19 protein-coding genes are annotated in these 16,413 nt (G+C 40.8%); 2 read left to right on the top strand and 17 right to left on the bottom strand.

All coding sequences use genetic code 11. The features are described 5' to 3' along the window. Positions 1-106: 106 nt before the first annotated feature. The 4 genes from MUO15_RS03200 to MUO15_RS03185 all read right to left on the bottom strand — a co-directional run bounded on the left by MUO15_RS03200 (position 107) and on the right by MUO15_RS03185 (position 3,019). Positions 107-1,576 carry an alkaline phosphatase gene (locus MUO15_RS03200; protein ID WP_245033343.1) on the bottom strand — a complete coding sequence of 490 codons (1,470 nt, stop codon included), beginning with the start codon at positions 1,574-1,576 and terminating at the stop codon, positions 107-109. A 215-nt stretch (positions 1,577-1,791) separates the two neighbouring features. Next, positions 1,792-1,998: a cold-shock protein gene (locus tag MUO15_RS03195; RefSeq protein ID WP_244753101.1), complete on the bottom strand. Its 207-nt coding sequence runs from the start codon at positions 1,996-1,998 to the stop codon at positions 1,792-1,794. 76 nt (positions 1,999-2,074) lie between these two features. After that, positions 2,075-2,275 carry a cold-shock protein gene (locus MUO15_RS03190; RefSeq protein WP_244753103.1) on the bottom strand — a complete coding sequence of 67 codons (201 nt, stop codon included), beginning with the start codon at positions 2,273-2,275 and terminating at the stop codon, positions 2,075-2,077. A gap of 243 nt (positions 2,276-2,518) precedes the next feature. Beyond that, on the bottom strand, positions 2,519-3,019 hold the full coding sequence (locus tag MUO15_RS03185; RefSeq protein WP_245033341.1) for a superoxide dismutase family protein: 501 nt from the start codon (positions 3,017-3,019) through the stop codon (positions 2,519-2,521). 124 nt (positions 3,020-3,143) lie between these two features. Here MUO15_RS03185 and MUO15_RS03180 point away from each other — a divergent pair, with 124 nt between their 5' ends. Continuing rightward, on the top strand, positions 3,144-3,830 hold the full coding sequence (locus MUO15_RS03180; RefSeq protein ID WP_245033339.1) for a SurA N-terminal domain-containing protein: 687 nt from the start codon (positions 3,144-3,146) through the stop codon (positions 3,828-3,830). A gap of 53 nt (positions 3,831-3,883) precedes the next feature. Here the strand turns inward: MUO15_RS03180 and MUO15_RS03175 are convergent, their stop codons facing one another. From MUO15_RS03175 to MUO15_RS03170, 4 genes are all read right to left on the bottom strand, one after another. Further along, a complete protein-coding gene (locus tag MUO15_RS03175) occupies positions 3,884-7,504 on the bottom strand; it encodes a dynamin family protein (protein ID WP_245033337.1) in 3,621 nt (1,206 codons plus the stop codon). 214 nt (positions 7,505-7,718) lie between these two features. Then, positions 7,719-7,895 (bottom strand): hypothetical protein, encoded by a 177-nt coding sequence (locus MUO15_RS22075; protein WP_396266316.1) that lies wholly within the window; start codon positions 7,893-7,895, stop codon positions 7,719-7,721. Positions 7,896-8,323: 428 nt separating this feature from the next. After that, positions 8,324-8,467 carry a gamma-glutamylcyclotransferase gene (locus MUO15_RS22070; RefSeq protein ID WP_396266315.1) on the bottom strand — a complete coding sequence of 48 codons (144 nt, stop codon included), beginning with the start codon at positions 8,465-8,467 and terminating at the stop codon, positions 8,324-8,326. Positions 8,468-8,469: 2 nt separating this feature from the next. Then, a complete protein-coding gene (locus MUO15_RS03170; RefSeq protein ID WP_396266313.1) occupies positions 8,470-9,456 on the bottom strand; it encodes a P1 family peptidase in 987 nt (328 codons plus the stop codon). Between the two features lie 64 nt (positions 9,457-9,520). Between MUO15_RS03170 and MUO15_RS03165 the strand changes: the two genes are divergently transcribed. Next, on the top strand, positions 9,521-9,796 hold the full coding sequence (locus MUO15_RS03165) for an acylphosphatase (protein ID WP_245033333.1): 276 nt from the start codon (positions 9,521-9,523) through the stop codon (positions 9,794-9,796). A gap of 136 nt (positions 9,797-9,932) precedes the next feature. Here MUO15_RS03165 and MUO15_RS03160 read toward each other — a convergent pair whose 3' ends face one another. The 9 genes from MUO15_RS03160 to MUO15_RS03120 form a co-directional block, all read right to left on the bottom strand. After that, a complete protein-coding gene (locus tag MUO15_RS03160) occupies positions 9,933-10,670 on the bottom strand; it encodes an SDR family oxidoreductase (RefSeq protein WP_245033332.1) in 738 nt (245 codons plus the stop codon). 126 nt (positions 10,671-10,796) lie between these two features. Beyond that, positions 10,797-11,036: a ferredoxin family protein gene (locus tag MUO15_RS03155; RefSeq protein WP_079530064.1), complete on the bottom strand. Its 240-nt coding sequence runs from the start codon at positions 11,034-11,036 to the stop codon at positions 10,797-10,799. Positions 11,037-11,183: 147 nt separating this feature from the next. Continuing rightward, on the bottom strand, positions 11,184-11,729 hold the full coding sequence (locus MUO15_RS03150) for a histidine phosphatase family protein (protein ID WP_245033331.1): 546 nt from the start codon (positions 11,727-11,729) through the stop codon (positions 11,184-11,186). A gap of 451 nt (positions 11,730-12,180) precedes the next feature. Further along, positions 12,181-12,402 (bottom strand): DUF6501 family protein, encoded by a 222-nt coding sequence (locus tag MUO15_RS03145; RefSeq protein WP_245033329.1) that lies wholly within the window; start codon positions 12,400-12,402, stop codon positions 12,181-12,183. 100 nt (positions 12,403-12,502) lie between these two features. Then, complete coding sequence (locus tag MUO15_RS03140; protein ID WP_245033328.1) at positions 12,503-13,552, bottom strand: AbrB family transcriptional regulator; 1,050 nt, start codon at positions 13,550-13,552, stop codon at positions 12,503-12,505. Positions 13,553-13,741: 189 nt separating this feature from the next. Then, complete coding sequence (msrB, locus tag MUO15_RS03135) at positions 13,742-14,701, bottom strand: peptide-methionine (R)-S-oxide reductase MsrB (RefSeq protein ID WP_245033326.1); 960 nt, start codon at positions 14,699-14,701, stop codon at positions 13,742-13,744. Positions 14,702-14,781: 80 nt separating this feature from the next. Further along, on the bottom strand, positions 14,782-15,276 hold the full coding sequence (locus MUO15_RS03130) for a YqfQ family protein (RefSeq protein ID WP_245033325.1): 495 nt from the start codon (positions 15,274-15,276) through the stop codon (positions 14,782-14,784). A gap of 62 nt (positions 15,277-15,338) precedes the next feature. Then, positions 15,339-16,025: a uracil-DNA glycosylase gene (locus tag MUO15_RS03125; RefSeq protein WP_245033324.1), complete on the bottom strand. Its 687-nt coding sequence runs from the start codon at positions 16,023-16,025 to the stop codon at positions 15,339-15,341. 99 nt (positions 16,026-16,124) lie between these two features. Beyond that, positions 16,125-16,373, bottom strand: coding sequence for a DUF2584 family protein (locus MUO15_RS03120; RefSeq protein WP_245033323.1), 249 nt, complete (start codon positions 16,371-16,373; stop codon positions 16,125-16,127). Positions 16,374-16,413: the final 40 nt, after the last annotated feature.

Here is a 16,413-nt window from a genome sequence, read left to right as displayed (position 1 = left end):
TCTCACGTCCTTTTTTTATAAGCTGTATGTAGTATTCCCCAGTTGTATTAGCAAGAAACAGTGTGCAATAAAAACCCCCGATTTAAATTAATCGGAGGTTTAAAAATTACTTACCTTTGCTGTTTTCTTTTGCTAGCTTTGCTTTGAACTTTGCTGAGTTTGCTATTTTCTCCATAATCTCTGTATTATCTAGTACTCCTTCAAAGTCGTCGCTGCCCGCCCCTGTAGCAAAAACAGGAACCATATTCCCAGTATGGCCACCCGTACTACTTGCTGCACGAGTGTCCGTATCGACAACACCTACGTGATAGTGACTGGCAATGACGGATCCGATTTCCCAGCCAACACGATACGCAGCATAAACATCCCCATCATTATTTTTAACGTTACTTAAAAATTCCTGTACTTCTTCGTCTGACAGTTCAATATCGGCATACTCTTTAAATACTTGTTTCACGCTTTCGGTAGTAAACGTTTGTGTTTCTCCATCTTTTATTAGTTTTCCAGCCATGTATTCCGGTGATACTTCAATATCTTTTAAGGCTTCAATATTCATAGGTTCTGTTGCCGACATCCCCATTGTTTCATGATCAGCAAGGACGACGACTAATGTATCTTTTCGTTGTTCTGCCCACGTTACAACTTGTCTAACGGTTTGATCAAATTCAATCGTTTCCTTCCATACACCTGTAGCATCCCCTGCATGTGCAGCATGATCAATACGGGCACCTTCTACCATAAGAAAAAATCCATCTTTATCGTTTGATAAAACTTCAATGGCCTTATCGGTCATTTCTTGTAAGGAGGGTTCCTTACTATTTAATTCGTCACGATCAGTTTTATAGCTCATATAAGAAGGGCTAAATAAACCTAATAGCTTCTCCGTATTCTCGACGTTTTCTAAACCTTCCTCTGTACTCACAGTGCTATATCCCTTATCCTCGAAGGCTTCGACTAAATCTTTGCCATTCTGTTTACCAGGTCCGAAATAAGAAGCACCACCACCTAAGAGAACATCGTATTCATTAGTTAACATTTGTCTCGCGATCTCTTCCTGGCCGCTCCAACGATTTGCTGCGCTCCCTGTAAAAGCGGCTGGGGTAGCATCAGTTACAGTGTTCGTAGAGATGACACCGACCTTCTTACCAGCATCCTGGTATAAATCTAAGATACTATCAACTTCATTTCCTTCTGCGTCTACACCAATACTTTCGTTATTCGTTTTTTCGCCCGTTGCAATGGCAGTCCCTGCCGCAGCTGAATCCGTAGCAAAGTTATTGGCTGAGTATGTGTGCATGAGTGCTACATTTTCTAATGACTCCATAAAGAGTTGCCCGTCTTTACCGTGTTCCATAAGTCTAGCAATTTCCAGTTGGCCCACACCCATACCATCACCAACCATTACAATTACATTCTTTGGAGCGTGCTTATCGACCTCATCCACTACTTCCTGTTTTTCTTTCTCTGAATCGGCACTCAAAATAGAGTCCACCTTATCATTGAATAAACCATATGTACCTCCTGATAGGATAAACCCTGCAAACACTGCTCCTAACACTTTCTTCTTAATCGTCATAAAGTTACCCTCCCCTGTTTAGTTTGACTCTATTAATGTAAGCGGTCTCTTGGATGAGGTCAATGGAAAGTGTGAAAATTCTTAATCATTTAATGAACTAACTCAATATTAACCAAGTCTAATTAACTAGTTTTTGAGCTTTCCAACTATATATTCAGGACCTTAACCTTATTATCAAGACAAAAAAAGACTCTCATTATGAGAGCCTCTCTTCCTTATGACTTATAATATAAGCTATTATTTTCAACAACTTGAAGTACTTTGGTGCTTGCTTCCATTTCATTTTTGCAGATGGGACAAATCGCTTCCTCATTAGTTCTAAAGTTATCTCTCATCCAGCAGCTGCAATCTTCAGATTTACATACCCAAATTTTTGTTTCTTCCTCAACTATTTCAGCCTGGTTCTTTTTACCGAATGCCATACGTTTCGAAACCTCCTCTGGACATGAGAATTATGTAAAAGAGACTGACTAGCATCTGAGTCAGTCTCTTTCCACCTTATAATTTAGTTACATTAGCAGCCTGTGGTCCGCGGTTGCCTTCAGTAATCTCAAATTCTACAGTTTGACCTTCTTCAAGGGATTTGAATCCTTCTTCTTGAATAGCGCTGAAATGTACAAATACATCGTCTTCGCCTTCTACTTCGATAAATCCAAAACCTTTTTCAGCGTTAAACCATTTCACTGTACCAGTTTTCATAAAAATGGGTCCTCCAATGTTCCTTAAAATTAATATGCGTTCCATAAATAATGAAAAAAATCACATATTATAAAAAGTACCAATAAGCATTGATCACTCTTTATAATAGGTGATTCATTATCTGTTGGCACAAATCAATATACAAATATTAGCATACAATAATTCACCGGTGAAGTCAAGCAAAGGGATGTAACACCTACTCTTTACATTATATCCATCACATCAAATTTTTATACTACCTTTTTAAACTTTTTCTATTACCCCACACGCAATCCTTTTTCCTGCATCACCACTGGGCTGAGATTGGTAATCATCTGGGCCTTGATGAATGATCACGGATTTCCCAATAATATCTTCCACTTGAAAGCGATCCGTGAAAAAGATCATCCGCGAACGCCCCTGGTTAGAAAACAGCACTGGAAAGTCACCAGCATGATTACCGTGGGGTTGGTCATCAGGATTCCAGTGTCCCCCGGCAGATTGAAATGGATCCTTTCCATCTCCAATTTCGCATACACCCTTTTCATGAATATGAAATCCATGCGGCCCAATCTGAACACCGTCTTTCACTTGAAAATCTGGTAGTCCTTCTAATTGAACAAACACTTCTACCCCGTACGGACGTTGATAAAACTGTGTGATTCCTCTAAGATTAGGGGCTAACGGACTCCCCTTGAAATTCACCTTCGCCTGTTCAGGCTGATGAGCGGGTCTTGTGTATGGATAAGGTTGGTTCATATACATAGCTTCTCCTCCTTTTATACCAATATATGCTGCTGACTCCTGAAACATGTCCATTGTAATTTACACAGATTATTTGATGTGCTACACTCCTTTTAATGTCTCAACAAGTAAAAGGAGAGTTCTTATGAAGAAGACATGGATCACTGCGATCATGACCATTCTCGCTTTGTTTAGTTTAGCTGCGTGCTCTGGAGAAGATAATTCAGAAACGAGCCAAAGCCAACCAGAGGAAGCTGAAAGTACCGAAAACAAGACAGGACCTGTTGCGACAGTCAATGGAAAAGAAATTCCGCGAAAAGAGTTTACACAACAATTTGAAGTAACTAAACAGCAGTATCAACAGATGGGCATGGATATAAAAGGGAAAGAAGAACAACTTAAACAAGGAGTCGTTAATCAATTGATCGGTCTAGAGTTGCTGACTCAAAAGGCAGCTGAAGAAGAAATCACCGTAACAGATGAGGAAGTGGACAAACAATATGAACAAATTACTGCCCAATTCCCATCTGAAGACGCAAAAAAACAAGCGTTTGAGAAAAACGGCCTAACTGAAGGAAAGCTAAAGAAAGACCTTAAAGAACAGTTAAAAGTTCAAAAGTATGTTAAAGAAAACACTGAAGAAGCCACGGTGAGTGATGAAGAAGTTAAGAAACAATATGATACAATGATGAAAGGTCAAAAAGAGGCTCCTAGTTTTGAGAAATCTAAAGAACAAATTAAACAACAGTTGTTGACACAAAAGCAAAATCAAAAAACGACACAGCTTGTTGAAAAACTTCGTAAAGATGCAGAAGTGAAAGTAACACTATAAGCAAAGAATAAGAAAAGATCCTGGACAAGTTCCCAGGATCTTTTCTTATGACCTCAGATGATTTTCTTAAGGCTGTTATATTGTGCTTGTAAGTCCGAAACGTTGACTGGATGCTCAAGGCTGTATCTTACTCTGTTAAAGCTATCGTCTAATTCCTTCACCCAACGATCAACAGCCTGATGTAAAGCGTGACTCCACTTATCTGTATAGTGATCTGCTATTACATCTTTTACTTGATTAATCTGCTCATAGAGCGGTACATCCACTCTTTCACTCAGCTGCTCTTTCATTTCTTGTTTCGCATTCTGTTCAAAAAACGATTTCGTCCCCTTAAATAACCGCAGAATGTCAGAAACATCAGCCCCAGATAGAGGCAATGTCTGCTCAATCCTAGGCGGCGCTACGTTATTCCATTCGTAATCACTAAGCGCAAGTGTACGTTTGACACGCTTGAGCTCCGCTTCATAATCTTTTTTATACTGTTGCACCAATTCCTTAATGAAGGCTTCAATTCTAAGCGTAACTGCTTTTAGTTCCTGATTCATTTCAAATTCTATCTCTTGAAGCAATTCCTCTGCTGCTTCACATATTTGTTCCTTCGCTTCAGCTCTGTCACCATGGATGGCTGCAGGATTGAAATGATTTTTAAAGTAGTCGTTAAAGTTCAACATCATTCGTTGATGAACAAAGTGAAGCTGTTTCTCTACCTTCTGGGGAATTGCCTTTTGACCGCGAGCTTCAGAAATGGTCTCTAGAATTTGCTTCGCCTGGCGTTGCTCATTAATCACAGCGTTTAGCTTCTCTTCTCTTTCCTGCTCATTTAACGTAGCGTTTTCGATCACCGATTCTAAAGAAGTCACCGCTTCAGAAAGGTCGTGTTCAATAGAATGTTGAAGCACTTCTGTCAATTCTTCCTGTAGAAACTGCTCAAAACGATCTTCAAATATCTGTATTCCGCTGTCGTTTCGCTCCGCTGTTTGCTTTTCTTTTAACCCTTGCAAGCTAGATAACGAAAAAATGCGCGGATGACGAATGTGGAATTGTGAAAGCTGATCCTTTAAATAGTGCTCTACTTGATGCTTCTCTTCATCATTTTCAGCTAAATCTGCCGCATTGATGATAAAGAACATTTTATCCATCGAGAATGCGTCTTTCACACGTCCCAACTGAGTTAAAAATGATTGATCTGCTTTTGAAAAAGGGTGATTATAATAGGTGACAAATAAAATGGCATCTGCATTTTTTATATAATCGAAGGACACATTCGTATGTCTGGCATTGACAGAGTCCGCCCCAGGTGTATCAACAAGCGTAATGCCCGCACGTGTCCACTCACAATCATAGTAAAGTTCCATCCACTCAATGAAACACGATTTTTTCTCCTCAGATACATAAGAAGCGAAATCGTCAAGGGTAATCGTTATTTCCTTGTTAACATGTTGTTTCATCTCTTCATATCCGTTTACAAAAGCGTGCAGGAAAGAACGCTTTTTATGATCAAGCTTTTGTAGTTGGTCTTCCGGTAGAGAAACAATACCTTGGTAGGCTGAAGCTAAACTATCATAGCGCTCGAACACTTTTTTTCCGACCAATGCAATATCTTCCAATAGTTGCTGCTCATCTTTTACTTTAACTGTCACCGTTTGGTGAGGGTGCTGCTTTGTCGGGGCTGTAATTTTATTGATCGTTGCTGTCGTCGGATTAGGAGAGACGGGTAGCATTTGTTCTCCTAATAAGGCATTGGCAAATGAAGACTTCCCGGCACTGAAGGCTCCGAATAAAGCGATCGTGTACTGTTGGTGGTCGAGTCTCTGCTGCTTGTTATAAAGCTGTGAAATGAGATTTTCAAACCCATCTATATTTTTTAGGATTTCCTGAGCCTCAACAGCTTTTCTATGGATCAGTTCGCTTTTTGTCCTGCTCTGTGCCGTAAGCGGTCGCCCTTCATCCTGTTCTTCTTCATACCCAACTGGTCGCTCCTCGGCAAGGGATAACTGTTGACTAGACTGCACTTTTATTTGCGAGCTGCGTTTTTGTAAAGCTTGAATTACTTGCTGATGTGTTTCATCAGAAAGCAAATCATTATTAAAAAGAGTTCCCTCAAGATTTCGCTTTACTTGCTGTATCTGTGCATTCAGCTTCCCAAGTTCTTCCTCAGCATCCGCCTTATTATGGTAAGCAGCAAATAGTTGTTCATGTGTAAGGGACTCTTGCTCATTTCTCTTTTGTAAAGCGGCTTCAACTTCTTCCCACCATTCGTATAATTGTTGTCTAATTTGCCGTTGGATATCTTTAGACAGTTGGTCTGTATAACGGAGCACATACTCTCCTGTTACAGAAGCACCTGATTCAATTAGTTCCTGGAAACGTGTAGAGGGGTATATTACTTCAAAAGACTGGACTTCATGAATGACGGAGCTATTTGTGATTTCAAACTCTTCCGTTAATCGGAGCATCCGTTCACGCAGTGGCCACGTAACATTCTTTTCAATGATTTCCTCAAGCTTGCTATAAAAACTTTCAAATCGAATATTTCTTTCTTCCTCTGTTTTTTTCTTAGCCATAATCAATCCGACTTTAAATGATGGCTGCATTGCTTCTAAATATGAACGTGCATACTCACGCAGTTCACTTGGCATTAAATAGGCATTTGATATAAACTTTAAGACCCGTTCATCAAATTGGCCTTTTGCCTTAGGGATCCTCTGTTTTTGGGTTTCGATCAATGACTGTGAATCCTCAGATTCCTGTTCCACAATCGTCCGCTCATCCTGTTCAATTTGATTCTTTAAGATATCAATTTGTTCCTCAAAATCGGACATATAATCTCTTGTGCTTTCCTTTATAATCTCTTGTGCATGATCTAAAGCCATTTGATCAATGGATGTCGTATCAAATTGTTTATGGAAACCTGCCACAACTTTCTCTAGTTGATTAGCTGGATGAGTCAAGTCCCTCAACGAGGTATAATAAATGTTTTCAGGCACAATCCCCCACACGTTTAAAGAGGAAATAACACTACTTTTAAACTGTTCAAAAGTTAGCTCATCTTCATTATGTTTATCGATTTGGTTGATAATAATTGAAAACGGGATCTTACGTTGTTGCATTTCAAGCAGAAAGCCCAGGTTAACTTCAGATTGTACATGGTTGTAATCCATTACATAATACATGTAATCCATTAAATGCAGGGAAGATTCAGTAATTAGGCGATCAGCATCTCTAGTGGAATCCACACCTGGCGTATCTAAAATCTTCACGTATGACGGAAGATCATCTAAAGGTCTATAGATATCTAAACCGGTAATTTTCTCGCCTTCCCGACACATCGCTTGGATGGTGTCGATATCAACCGCTCCTTCATACTTAACCGGATCATCTTCACTAAAGTAGGCTATTGTGGCTTGGGAACCATTTGATAATTTCACTATGTTTGCACTCGTTGGTATTGGACTAGAAGGAAGAAGTGAATGGCCAACAATATGGTTAATCATCGTCGATTTTCCTGCTGAGAAATGGCCGGCAAAGCCGAGCATCACTTCCTGCTTATTCACCTTCTCGATAAGCTCCAATACTTTTCTAGCTTGTAAGTAATTATATTTAGCAAGCTCACTATAAAGCTTTTCTAGGCGGGTGAGCGCTTGTGTGTGCGCTTCTGCGGTGGGTACAGACATCGTTAAATCTCCTTTTTACTTGTCAGTTAGTTCTAGTTTACTCAACATTGATAGCTAGTCTCAAGTCATTTATCTTTTATGATAGGATTCCCCCTCGCTTGATTGACTTATATACGGTTCAATCCCTTCCACTGGCAGTGTTGCCGTAAACATTTCAATAAGTTGCTTCCTATAGCTTTCTGAAACATAAGGTGCCGCGTCAAGATAGATTTCTTTAGCATAGTGGAGCGGGGGGGACTTTGTCTTCTTGTTTATTGATGACGGAAAAGGATAAGACTCTATAGTTTATTCCCTGACAGGAAACGTTGATAATCATAGGTCTGTAGGCACCGATGTGTACACCTTCTCGTTCATACAAATAATCAATTGCTGGCTGGCTCACCTTATACAAGATACCTTCTACACAAGAATTCGGTTCTTCTTCAACATCCGCCCTCCCCCCTCATGGACATGGTGGGAAAAGCGCAATCGATACCGATCCAGGATGGCACCACCTAGTACCTCTTGGAAAAAAGTTTCTACATTAGATTGTTTATAGCGTTCATTATCCATGCACGGTCCATAGGCAAAATAGTAAGCCTCTGCTTGCTTTAGATATTGGGATAACTTTCAATTTCCGTGCGGCAAAATTTGCTCGCCCTTCACTTTCTCTGTACCTATATACACGAGAGCCCTAAGAGCTCCTTGATCTGTTTGTACGCTCACCATTTGCCGTTAAATAACGATGTGGTTTTAACACCATTATATCCTCTAATACGTCCAACTTTTAAGCACCTCATCCGATACGTCATAGATCTCACCATATGTAATGTCCGTTTCCTAAGGCCTCAGATAAGGATAGTAAGAGTCGCTCTGTAACAACGTCCCGCTCAACCATGCCTGTTCTGATAGTAAAATTGAGTCAACTAACAGATCATGATTCTTTTCCCCCATACATAGGGATCCATAAACAAAAACACGCACGATTATCTACCCTTTTTTATATCAGAATAGGATAGTAAGTTATAAGCACTATCAGCAGACTTTACTGCCGCTAGGACCGCTCGCTCAACTACATAACAAGCCAAATAGCTTAATGCATTTAAGTCTACCTTCACTTCATTTGTAGTCATTGCAAACAGTGTATCACCATCTACAAACATATGTGAGGGTTTTATCGTCCGGGCAAAACCGTCATGAGCAATAGCGGCCAATTTATTTGCTTGCGGTTTCGACAGCATAGCATTGCATGTAATGATACCAATTGTAGTATTTTCGCTAAAGCGATTTGTTTCATTTCTGTTCATATGCTCAACGAGAACACGCTCACTGTCTATGAAGCGTTGTTCCTCTCTATCATACACTCCTGCCATTCGTTCACCAGTTGTGGGATCGACGATATCGCCAAAACTGTTCACCGCAATGACTGCTCCAATTTTTAATCCGTCGACTTCAATTGCGTAATGTCCTAACCCACCTTTCATGGCAGTAGAAGGGCCAAGTAATTTGCCGACAGATGCCCCCATCCCGGCGCCAGCGTTCCCTTGTAAAAAAGGCAGACCTTGCAGTGCATTCTGTGCAGCCTTCTTACCCATTTGCTGATCAGGACGAACATTAGCGTCGCCAACCGTCAGGTCAAATAAAATAGCACCAGGCACAATCGGCACTTTAGTTACTCCTACATCAAAGCCTATTTCCCTCTTCTCAAGCTCATGCATGACCCCTGATCCTGCATCTAAGCCGAATGCACTTCCCCCTGATAAAAACACACCATGTACTTGATCGATCAGATTTTCTGACTGTAATGCATCCGTTTCCCGGGTCCCAGGTGATCCTCCCTGGACAGATACACCTGCCCGCGCCCCTTGTTCACATACGACGGTAGTACAGCCCGTTCCTGCTTTTTCATTCTCAGCATTGCCAAAAGCAAATCCAGCGATCGAAGTGATTGGAAGTTCTCTCACAAGCTTCATCCTTTCTCTTATGTTTTTATTTTAGTAAAAAAGGTAATCTTAATCTATGGGGGTGTTTACTGAAATGACACGAAAACAAATAATTGTCCACGGCCGAGTTCAAGGAGTCGGCTTCCGTATGACCACCGAACAGTTAGCAAAGCAGCATGGGCTTACAGGGTGGGTGAAAAATAAACCTGATGGAACCGTCCAAATCGAAGCAGAAGGGAACGAGAAGGAACTCTCCTCTTTTATAGAAACGATAAAAGAAGGACCAAACAATTTTGCAAAGGTCCAATCCCTTGATGTAAATGTATTGGAAAACGAAAAGGGGGATAGTAACTTTAAAATTCTCCATTAAGAAGGACCGCAGAAGGGTTTCTGCGGTCTTTTATTAAACATGTTTCATGTACTTCCTTTTAAGAAAGTGAGAAAGGCACGCAAACTGCGCCGCTTCGCTTATGCTAGTCGTGTCTACCGGGGTGCTTCCGCTTTTCTTACTTGTGCATGGGTCTTACGATGACTTCATTTACGTTGACGTAGGAAGGCTGGGTTACGGCATAGGCAACTGCTTTTGCGATATCTTCAGAATGAAGCGGAGTCATTTCTTGTTGCTTAAACATATCAAGGACGTCTCCGTCAGTAATATGCTCGGTCAACTCTGTATCAACAGCGCCAGGTGAAATGTTGGTTACACGTACTCCAGATCTTGATAGTTCTTTTTCCATGCCCATAGATAAAGCACGTACAGCATATTTCGTTGCACTATACACGGTACTAGATGGGAATACCTCGTGCCCGGCAACGGAAGATACGTTTACAACATGTCCCTCTTCTTGCGCGATCATTTCTGGAAGTGATGCATGAACACCGTAAAGAACTCCCTTAATATTGACATCGACCATTTGCTCCCACTCGTCAACATGGTCATTTTTCAAGAAAGATAAAAGCATGACACCAGCATTATTTATATAAATGTCAACACTCCCAAAATGGGCTTTTGTTTCTTTAACCAAGTTTTCGACATCTGCACGCTTTGTCACGTCTGTTTCGACAACTTTTGCTGTAACGTCATATTCTTTCTCCACGTCGTCCGCTAGTTGCTGCAAACGTTCAGACCTTCGGGCAGCTAAGACTACGTTGGCACCTTCGTTCGCCAGATGTCTAGCGATCGATTTACCAATTCCGCTACTTGCACCAGTGATAATAGCTGCTTTATTCGTTAGTTTCCCCATTTTATAACCTCCTTAGGACTACATCCCTTATGTACCCGATCCAACTAGAATGTATTCATAAGATATAGGAATCAATATGAAAAAGAAGCCATCTCCTTTTTACAGAGATGACTTCCCGTATGTGTCTTACTGTTCTTCAAAAAACTTACGATTTAATTCGATGTATTTATTTTCCTCTTCAGGAACCTCGTCTTCAATGTAAATGGCCTCAACAGGGCAGACCGCCTCACACGCCCCGCAGTCAATGCAAATCGCTGGATCGATATAGAACATATCTTTTCCTTCCTCGATACAATCGACTGGGCAGACATCTACGCATTCCCCTGCTTTTTCATCTTTACAAGGTGAAGTAATAACAAATGCCAAGGGTATCTCCTCCTTCTTTTATAAGTGAACGAGTGCTTATATTTTATTACATAGTCTTAGGAAATGATAAACACCACATATTATGATAACGGTTATAGATAAAAAGTGCAATTACCCGACAACATTCCCTTACATTTTACTTTACGACTAGTCTTCCCAAATTCGCTCGACAGTATATTCTCCGCCCTGTTTTTGTATTAAGAAGATATCGGGTCGTGAGAGTCGCTTCCAGTCTGCAAAGCCAATTTCACGATTGAATTTTTGGAGAAGTAGTGCTAACAAGTTGCCATGGGTCACTAGCAGAACATTGCCTTGCTCGTCTTGAAGTTCTTCGATAAGCGATAACACACGTTCTTTTGCTTCAGTGGAGGACTCTCCGCCGGACATTTTAAGCTCAGGGTCTCTGAAGGTATCATGAAGCACTTCTTCCCAATCATCAAGAGGATCGTGGCTCAAGATGCGTTCTTCTAAACGCTCATCTCTTTCGATCGTCATGCTATTATTTTCAGCAAACGGTTTAATCGTCTCGATCGCACGCAAAAACGGGCTCGAGATGATTCGATCAATTTTATAACCAGAATGCTCAAGAAAGGTAGATAATACTTGGGCTTGACGTACTCCTAACTTTGTTAAAGGTGAGTCTTCATGTTGGCCTTCTGTTTCACTGTGCCGGACTAGAATTAATTTGTCCATGGATGGACCATCCCCCTTTATTGCCTATCTTACCCCCATTATCGCTGATATAACAGATATTGACAAGCAAAGGTAGATCATTTGTTCTTTTTTCTGTAAAATCCAATAATCTATCCGTGTTGTGTATTTGCACCTAGGGATTCAGATTATTTGCGTGAACATAAAAACGAGGCTGGGACAAAACTGAATAAGGCATGAAATAATCCGAACGATTCTAGTGAAATCTGTTCGGATTATTTGTGTGCCAAGGAAGGATTTCTACCATCGCTCCGTCAAAACACTTCGCTTTCCGCGGGCACGGCCTCAGCTTCCTCGAAAAGCAAAGGACGCTTTCCTGCGGGATCTTTGGCTCGCGTTGTTCCCGCAGGAGTCTACGTATTTTGACTACGCTAATGATCTGCGTTTATACTATTCATTTTTTATCGTTCGTCCTTTGACATCATTGCTTTACTTATGTGCCAGCCTCGTTTGTTAATTCTTTAAAATACTCTTTATAGAAACCGCCTACTCGTCCTGAGTTATCAATAATAAAATAAAATTCTTCACTTTCGTTTTTAACATCATATGTTTTACCAGGTGTCAACATATTGTTGACGACGAATTTCTCAGCATCATTGTGGATACATTCAATTTGCTTTATTATTTCATTGTTTTCCCAATTTTTATGGATCATGATTAGCCCCCTTTATCTGTCATTAGTATACAACGTTCAGCGGATTGGCTCAATCGATTCTTGTCCATATGGAAACCCTGAGAAAAAATCAACCCTATAGTCATATGAGCGGTCGTTTAGACTGTCTTTGAAGCAGCCATTTCAAAAGCAGTGGCATAAACAAGACAATCGTCAGCAGCCGTACCGTTTGCAGTGAGCTTACAATGGCGGGATCCGCGCCGGCATCCTGGGCAGTAAGTGCCATCTCTACTAATCCACCAGGGGCTAAACTTAAAATAGCTGTGGTCAGTTCCATACCTGTCCACTTCGATAAGAAAAGTCCAAATAAAAATGAAAAGGTAATTAGTAACAAGGCAAGGCCAAAAAAGAACCCACAGTAACGACCGGCACGTAATACATCTTTCATCACAATTTTATTTCCTAAATGTACCCCTATCGTTAGCTGTGCTCCTATAAAAAAGACGGCAGGTAAAGAGTAGAGTGAAAGTCCAACAGTTTGACACACACCTATGATCAGCATAGGTAAGATAATAAGTGATGCAGGAATTTTCTTTTGGAGAAAGTAGCCCACGGCCAAACTAAACAGGTAAATGAAAATCGTCCAGTTATCGCCTGAACTTGCATGAGAGACAGGTGGTGCAGATTGATTTGCTTCACTAATGTTTAACCAATGTGTTGCTGCAAAAGGAATAATAAATAACACAGATAATAAACGAATCGTATGAAAAATGGTCACTAATACTGTATTACCTTGCAAAGATTCACTAACAGCGATCATAGCAGATAATCCGCCTGGAACACTGCCAATCATTGTTGTCGTTGTATCGATATCGACTTGTTTCGATAAAATATAAGCAAACAACAAGCTGATCGCAATAATGGTGAATGAGAAAAAGCTGTACGGAAGCAAGTATGGCCCAATGTTTGCCCATGTATCCGCCTGAAAAGTTAGCCCAATTTGTACACCCAATAACCAAAAACCAAGATCTCGCAAGTGTGAACTTGACCTTGTCTTTTGCTCTCCAGTCATTTTGTACAGAATAAGCGTGGTTACAGGTCCTAGTATCCATGGAAGCGGCAGGGATAAATAACTAAAAGCCATCCCTCCGGCAAAAGCAACGAAGTAGGTTATGACGTAATCTTTATCCAAATAAATTTCACCCTTTTCTATAGCCGGATACTAGCCTTTGCGACCAATATTGGTTATGAAGGATAAAGAATTCTCTTTTTGCGCTCTTTTTAAGTAATATGTAAGGTAAATGAATATGGATAACCGCCTCCTGCCTGAGAAGGCGGTTGTTAAAGCAAGCTTATCAATATGAATTGCATCAAAAATTAACTATTTAAATAAGTGAGTCAAATATCCATACCCTTCATTGTTCATATCTTCTACTGGAATAAACTTCAAGGCTGCAGAATTAATACAATAGCGTAACCCGCCTTTTGCTTTTGGACCATCTTCAAACACATGACCCAAGTGAGAATCTGCTTTATCACTGCGAACCTCTGTCCTGATCATGCCGTGGGTCTGATCCACATGTTCCCTCACCTGCTGTTTCTCAATCGGCTTCGTAAAGCTTGGCCATCCACAACCAGCATCATACTTATCCTTTGAACTGAATAAAGCTTCCCCAGATACAATATCGACATAGATTCCCTCACCCTCATGATCGTTGTATTCATTCTGAAAAGGGCGTTCGGTTTCATTTTCCTGGGTGACTTTATATTGAACATCTGTCAGCCGTGATTTTAGTTCATTTTGATCCTTTTTATAATTCCAGTGATCTTTAATAAAATCAGCACGGCCTGAACCTTTTTTATAGCGCTTATAATGATAGGCATTCTTCTTATGATATTCTTGATGCTTGTCCTCTGCTTGGTAAAAGGTATTTGCTGGTAAAATCTCAGTTACAACTGGCTTCTTAAATTTGCCTGATGCTTGCAGCTTTTCTTTACTCGCCTCAGCAATTTGTTTCTGTTCATCTGTATGATAGTAAATGGCTGTGGTGTAGGAATGTCCGCGATCAGCAAACTGCCCCCGCTCATCTGTCGGGTCTATCTGCTGCCAAAAGATTTCAACTAGTCTTTCATATGGAAAAATCTCAGGGTTGAATACGATTTGGACTGCTTCGCGGTGACCAGTAGATTCAGTTACGACACTCATGTACGTTGGGTTTTCTGTATGGCCGCCTGTATAGCCTGAAGTAACGGATTCAATGCCTGGTCTTTCCTCGAAAGGTTCAACCATACACCAAAAGCATCCGCCAGCGAACGTAGCTTTTTGTAATTGTTGACTCATCATGTACCTCCTTGAATAGAAACATTGATTCTCTTTTATTCTTTCTAATTTTATAAAAAAAATCAAGAAACCTGCCCAGCCTATATATATAACTTAGGCTGAGAAGTTCCTTGTCGTTTTTTTTGAATCTTAGGTTTATCGTTTGAACTTACCTCTCCATTTACACTCTTGGATGATTGATCATCCTTATCCTTTTCTTCTTCCGTTTCTTCATCTGATTCGTTCATTAGCTTCATCATATTGACCATCGCTGGAATATTTTTGACCATTGGCCCATATTGTTGAACCATTGGAGCCGCAGACTGAACCGCCTTCAGTGCCCCTTGAAGGTTACCTAGCCAATTCGCTCCACCGCTGGCAGCCGTTTGGGCTGCAGAAGCGGGAGGAAACGCGTTAGCAAAAGGACCGGCACCGAATGATGATGGACCAAAGGATCTTGCACTTGCACCTGCACTACCACGGTTCAAAAAAGGAGCTAAGAACTTCCTCACTCCTTGTGGCTGCTGTTGATAGCCAGGGTACATTCCTCTTCCCATCCCCATTGGGCCATATGGTGGTTGATTTCTATAAAACATACTGGACCCCTCCGTCACTCGTTTTAACATAGCCTATGCGGGAGAATATGATACTGCGTGGGCTATGATTGATTTGTTGAGTCAGGAATAGCCCAATTAATAGGCGTTTCACCGATTGATTTAAGAAAGGAATTCGCTCTCGAGAACGGGCGGCTTCCAAAAAAACCACGATGGGCAGATAAAGGACTAGGGTGCACCGATTGGATGATCTCGTGTTTGTCTCGATCAACAGACGCCGCCTTCTGTTTGGCAGGATTGCCCCATAGAATAAAAACGACAGGCTTCTCTCTCTCATTTAATGCTTCAATCACGCGATCCGTAAATGGCTCCCACCCCATTCCTTTATGAGAATGAGCCTGATGTGCTCTAACCGTTAAGACATTATTTAGTAGCAAGACACCTTGTCTAGCCCAAGATAAAAGATTGCCGTGATTGGGCGGTGTTATAGCCAAATCATTCTCTAACTCTTTATAAATATTACGTAGGGAAGGCGGGACGGTTACACCTTGTTTCACGGAAAAACTAAACCCATGAGCCTGATTTTCACCATGGTAGGGATCCTGGCCGATAATGACAACCTTTGTATCTTGATATGGGGTTTCATGAAAGGCTGCATAAATATCATTCATGTGAGGAAACACCTTGTTCGATTGATATTCCTGTTTTAACCTTTCCCTTAATTGTAAGTAATAAGGTTTATTTAGCTCATCCCCGAGGATGGCCTCCCAGTCATTCTGAAAAATTCTCATCCCCATCCCCTTTCTATAAAATAATATTTCCACGGTAGGTTGATTATTATTTCCCGGGCAAGCGCAGGAAGTGACAAAAGTGCGTAACTGCAGGCTCTTCTAATTGACAGAATAAAGTGAAATTAATCGATATTTGCATATAGTTGTATTGTCTTTTAACACAATTTCCTCAATCATTCCTGTTCCGATTTGATCAGATTTTCTAGTCCTCCGTACGTCAAGTTTTTCATTCATCGGAAATAACTTATATCCATCAAAAACAACTTGAAATAAATTATCATTTGAGTAGACTCTTTGCTCGTTTCCTTGCGTAATTAACGACCATTCCATCGATAAAGGTGTAGACATAAAAATGTACCCTCCTCTATTCTTCATTTATTCATAGTCT

Origin of the sequence: Halobacillus amylolyticus, assembly GCF_022921115.1 — a bacterium.
Lineage (GTDB): Bacteria > Bacillota > Bacilli > Bacillales > Halobacillaceae > Halobacillus_A > Halobacillus_A amylolyticus.
The sequence above is the reverse complement of the archived record's forward strand: the minus strand, read 5'-3'. Positions and strand labels throughout refer to the sequence as shown.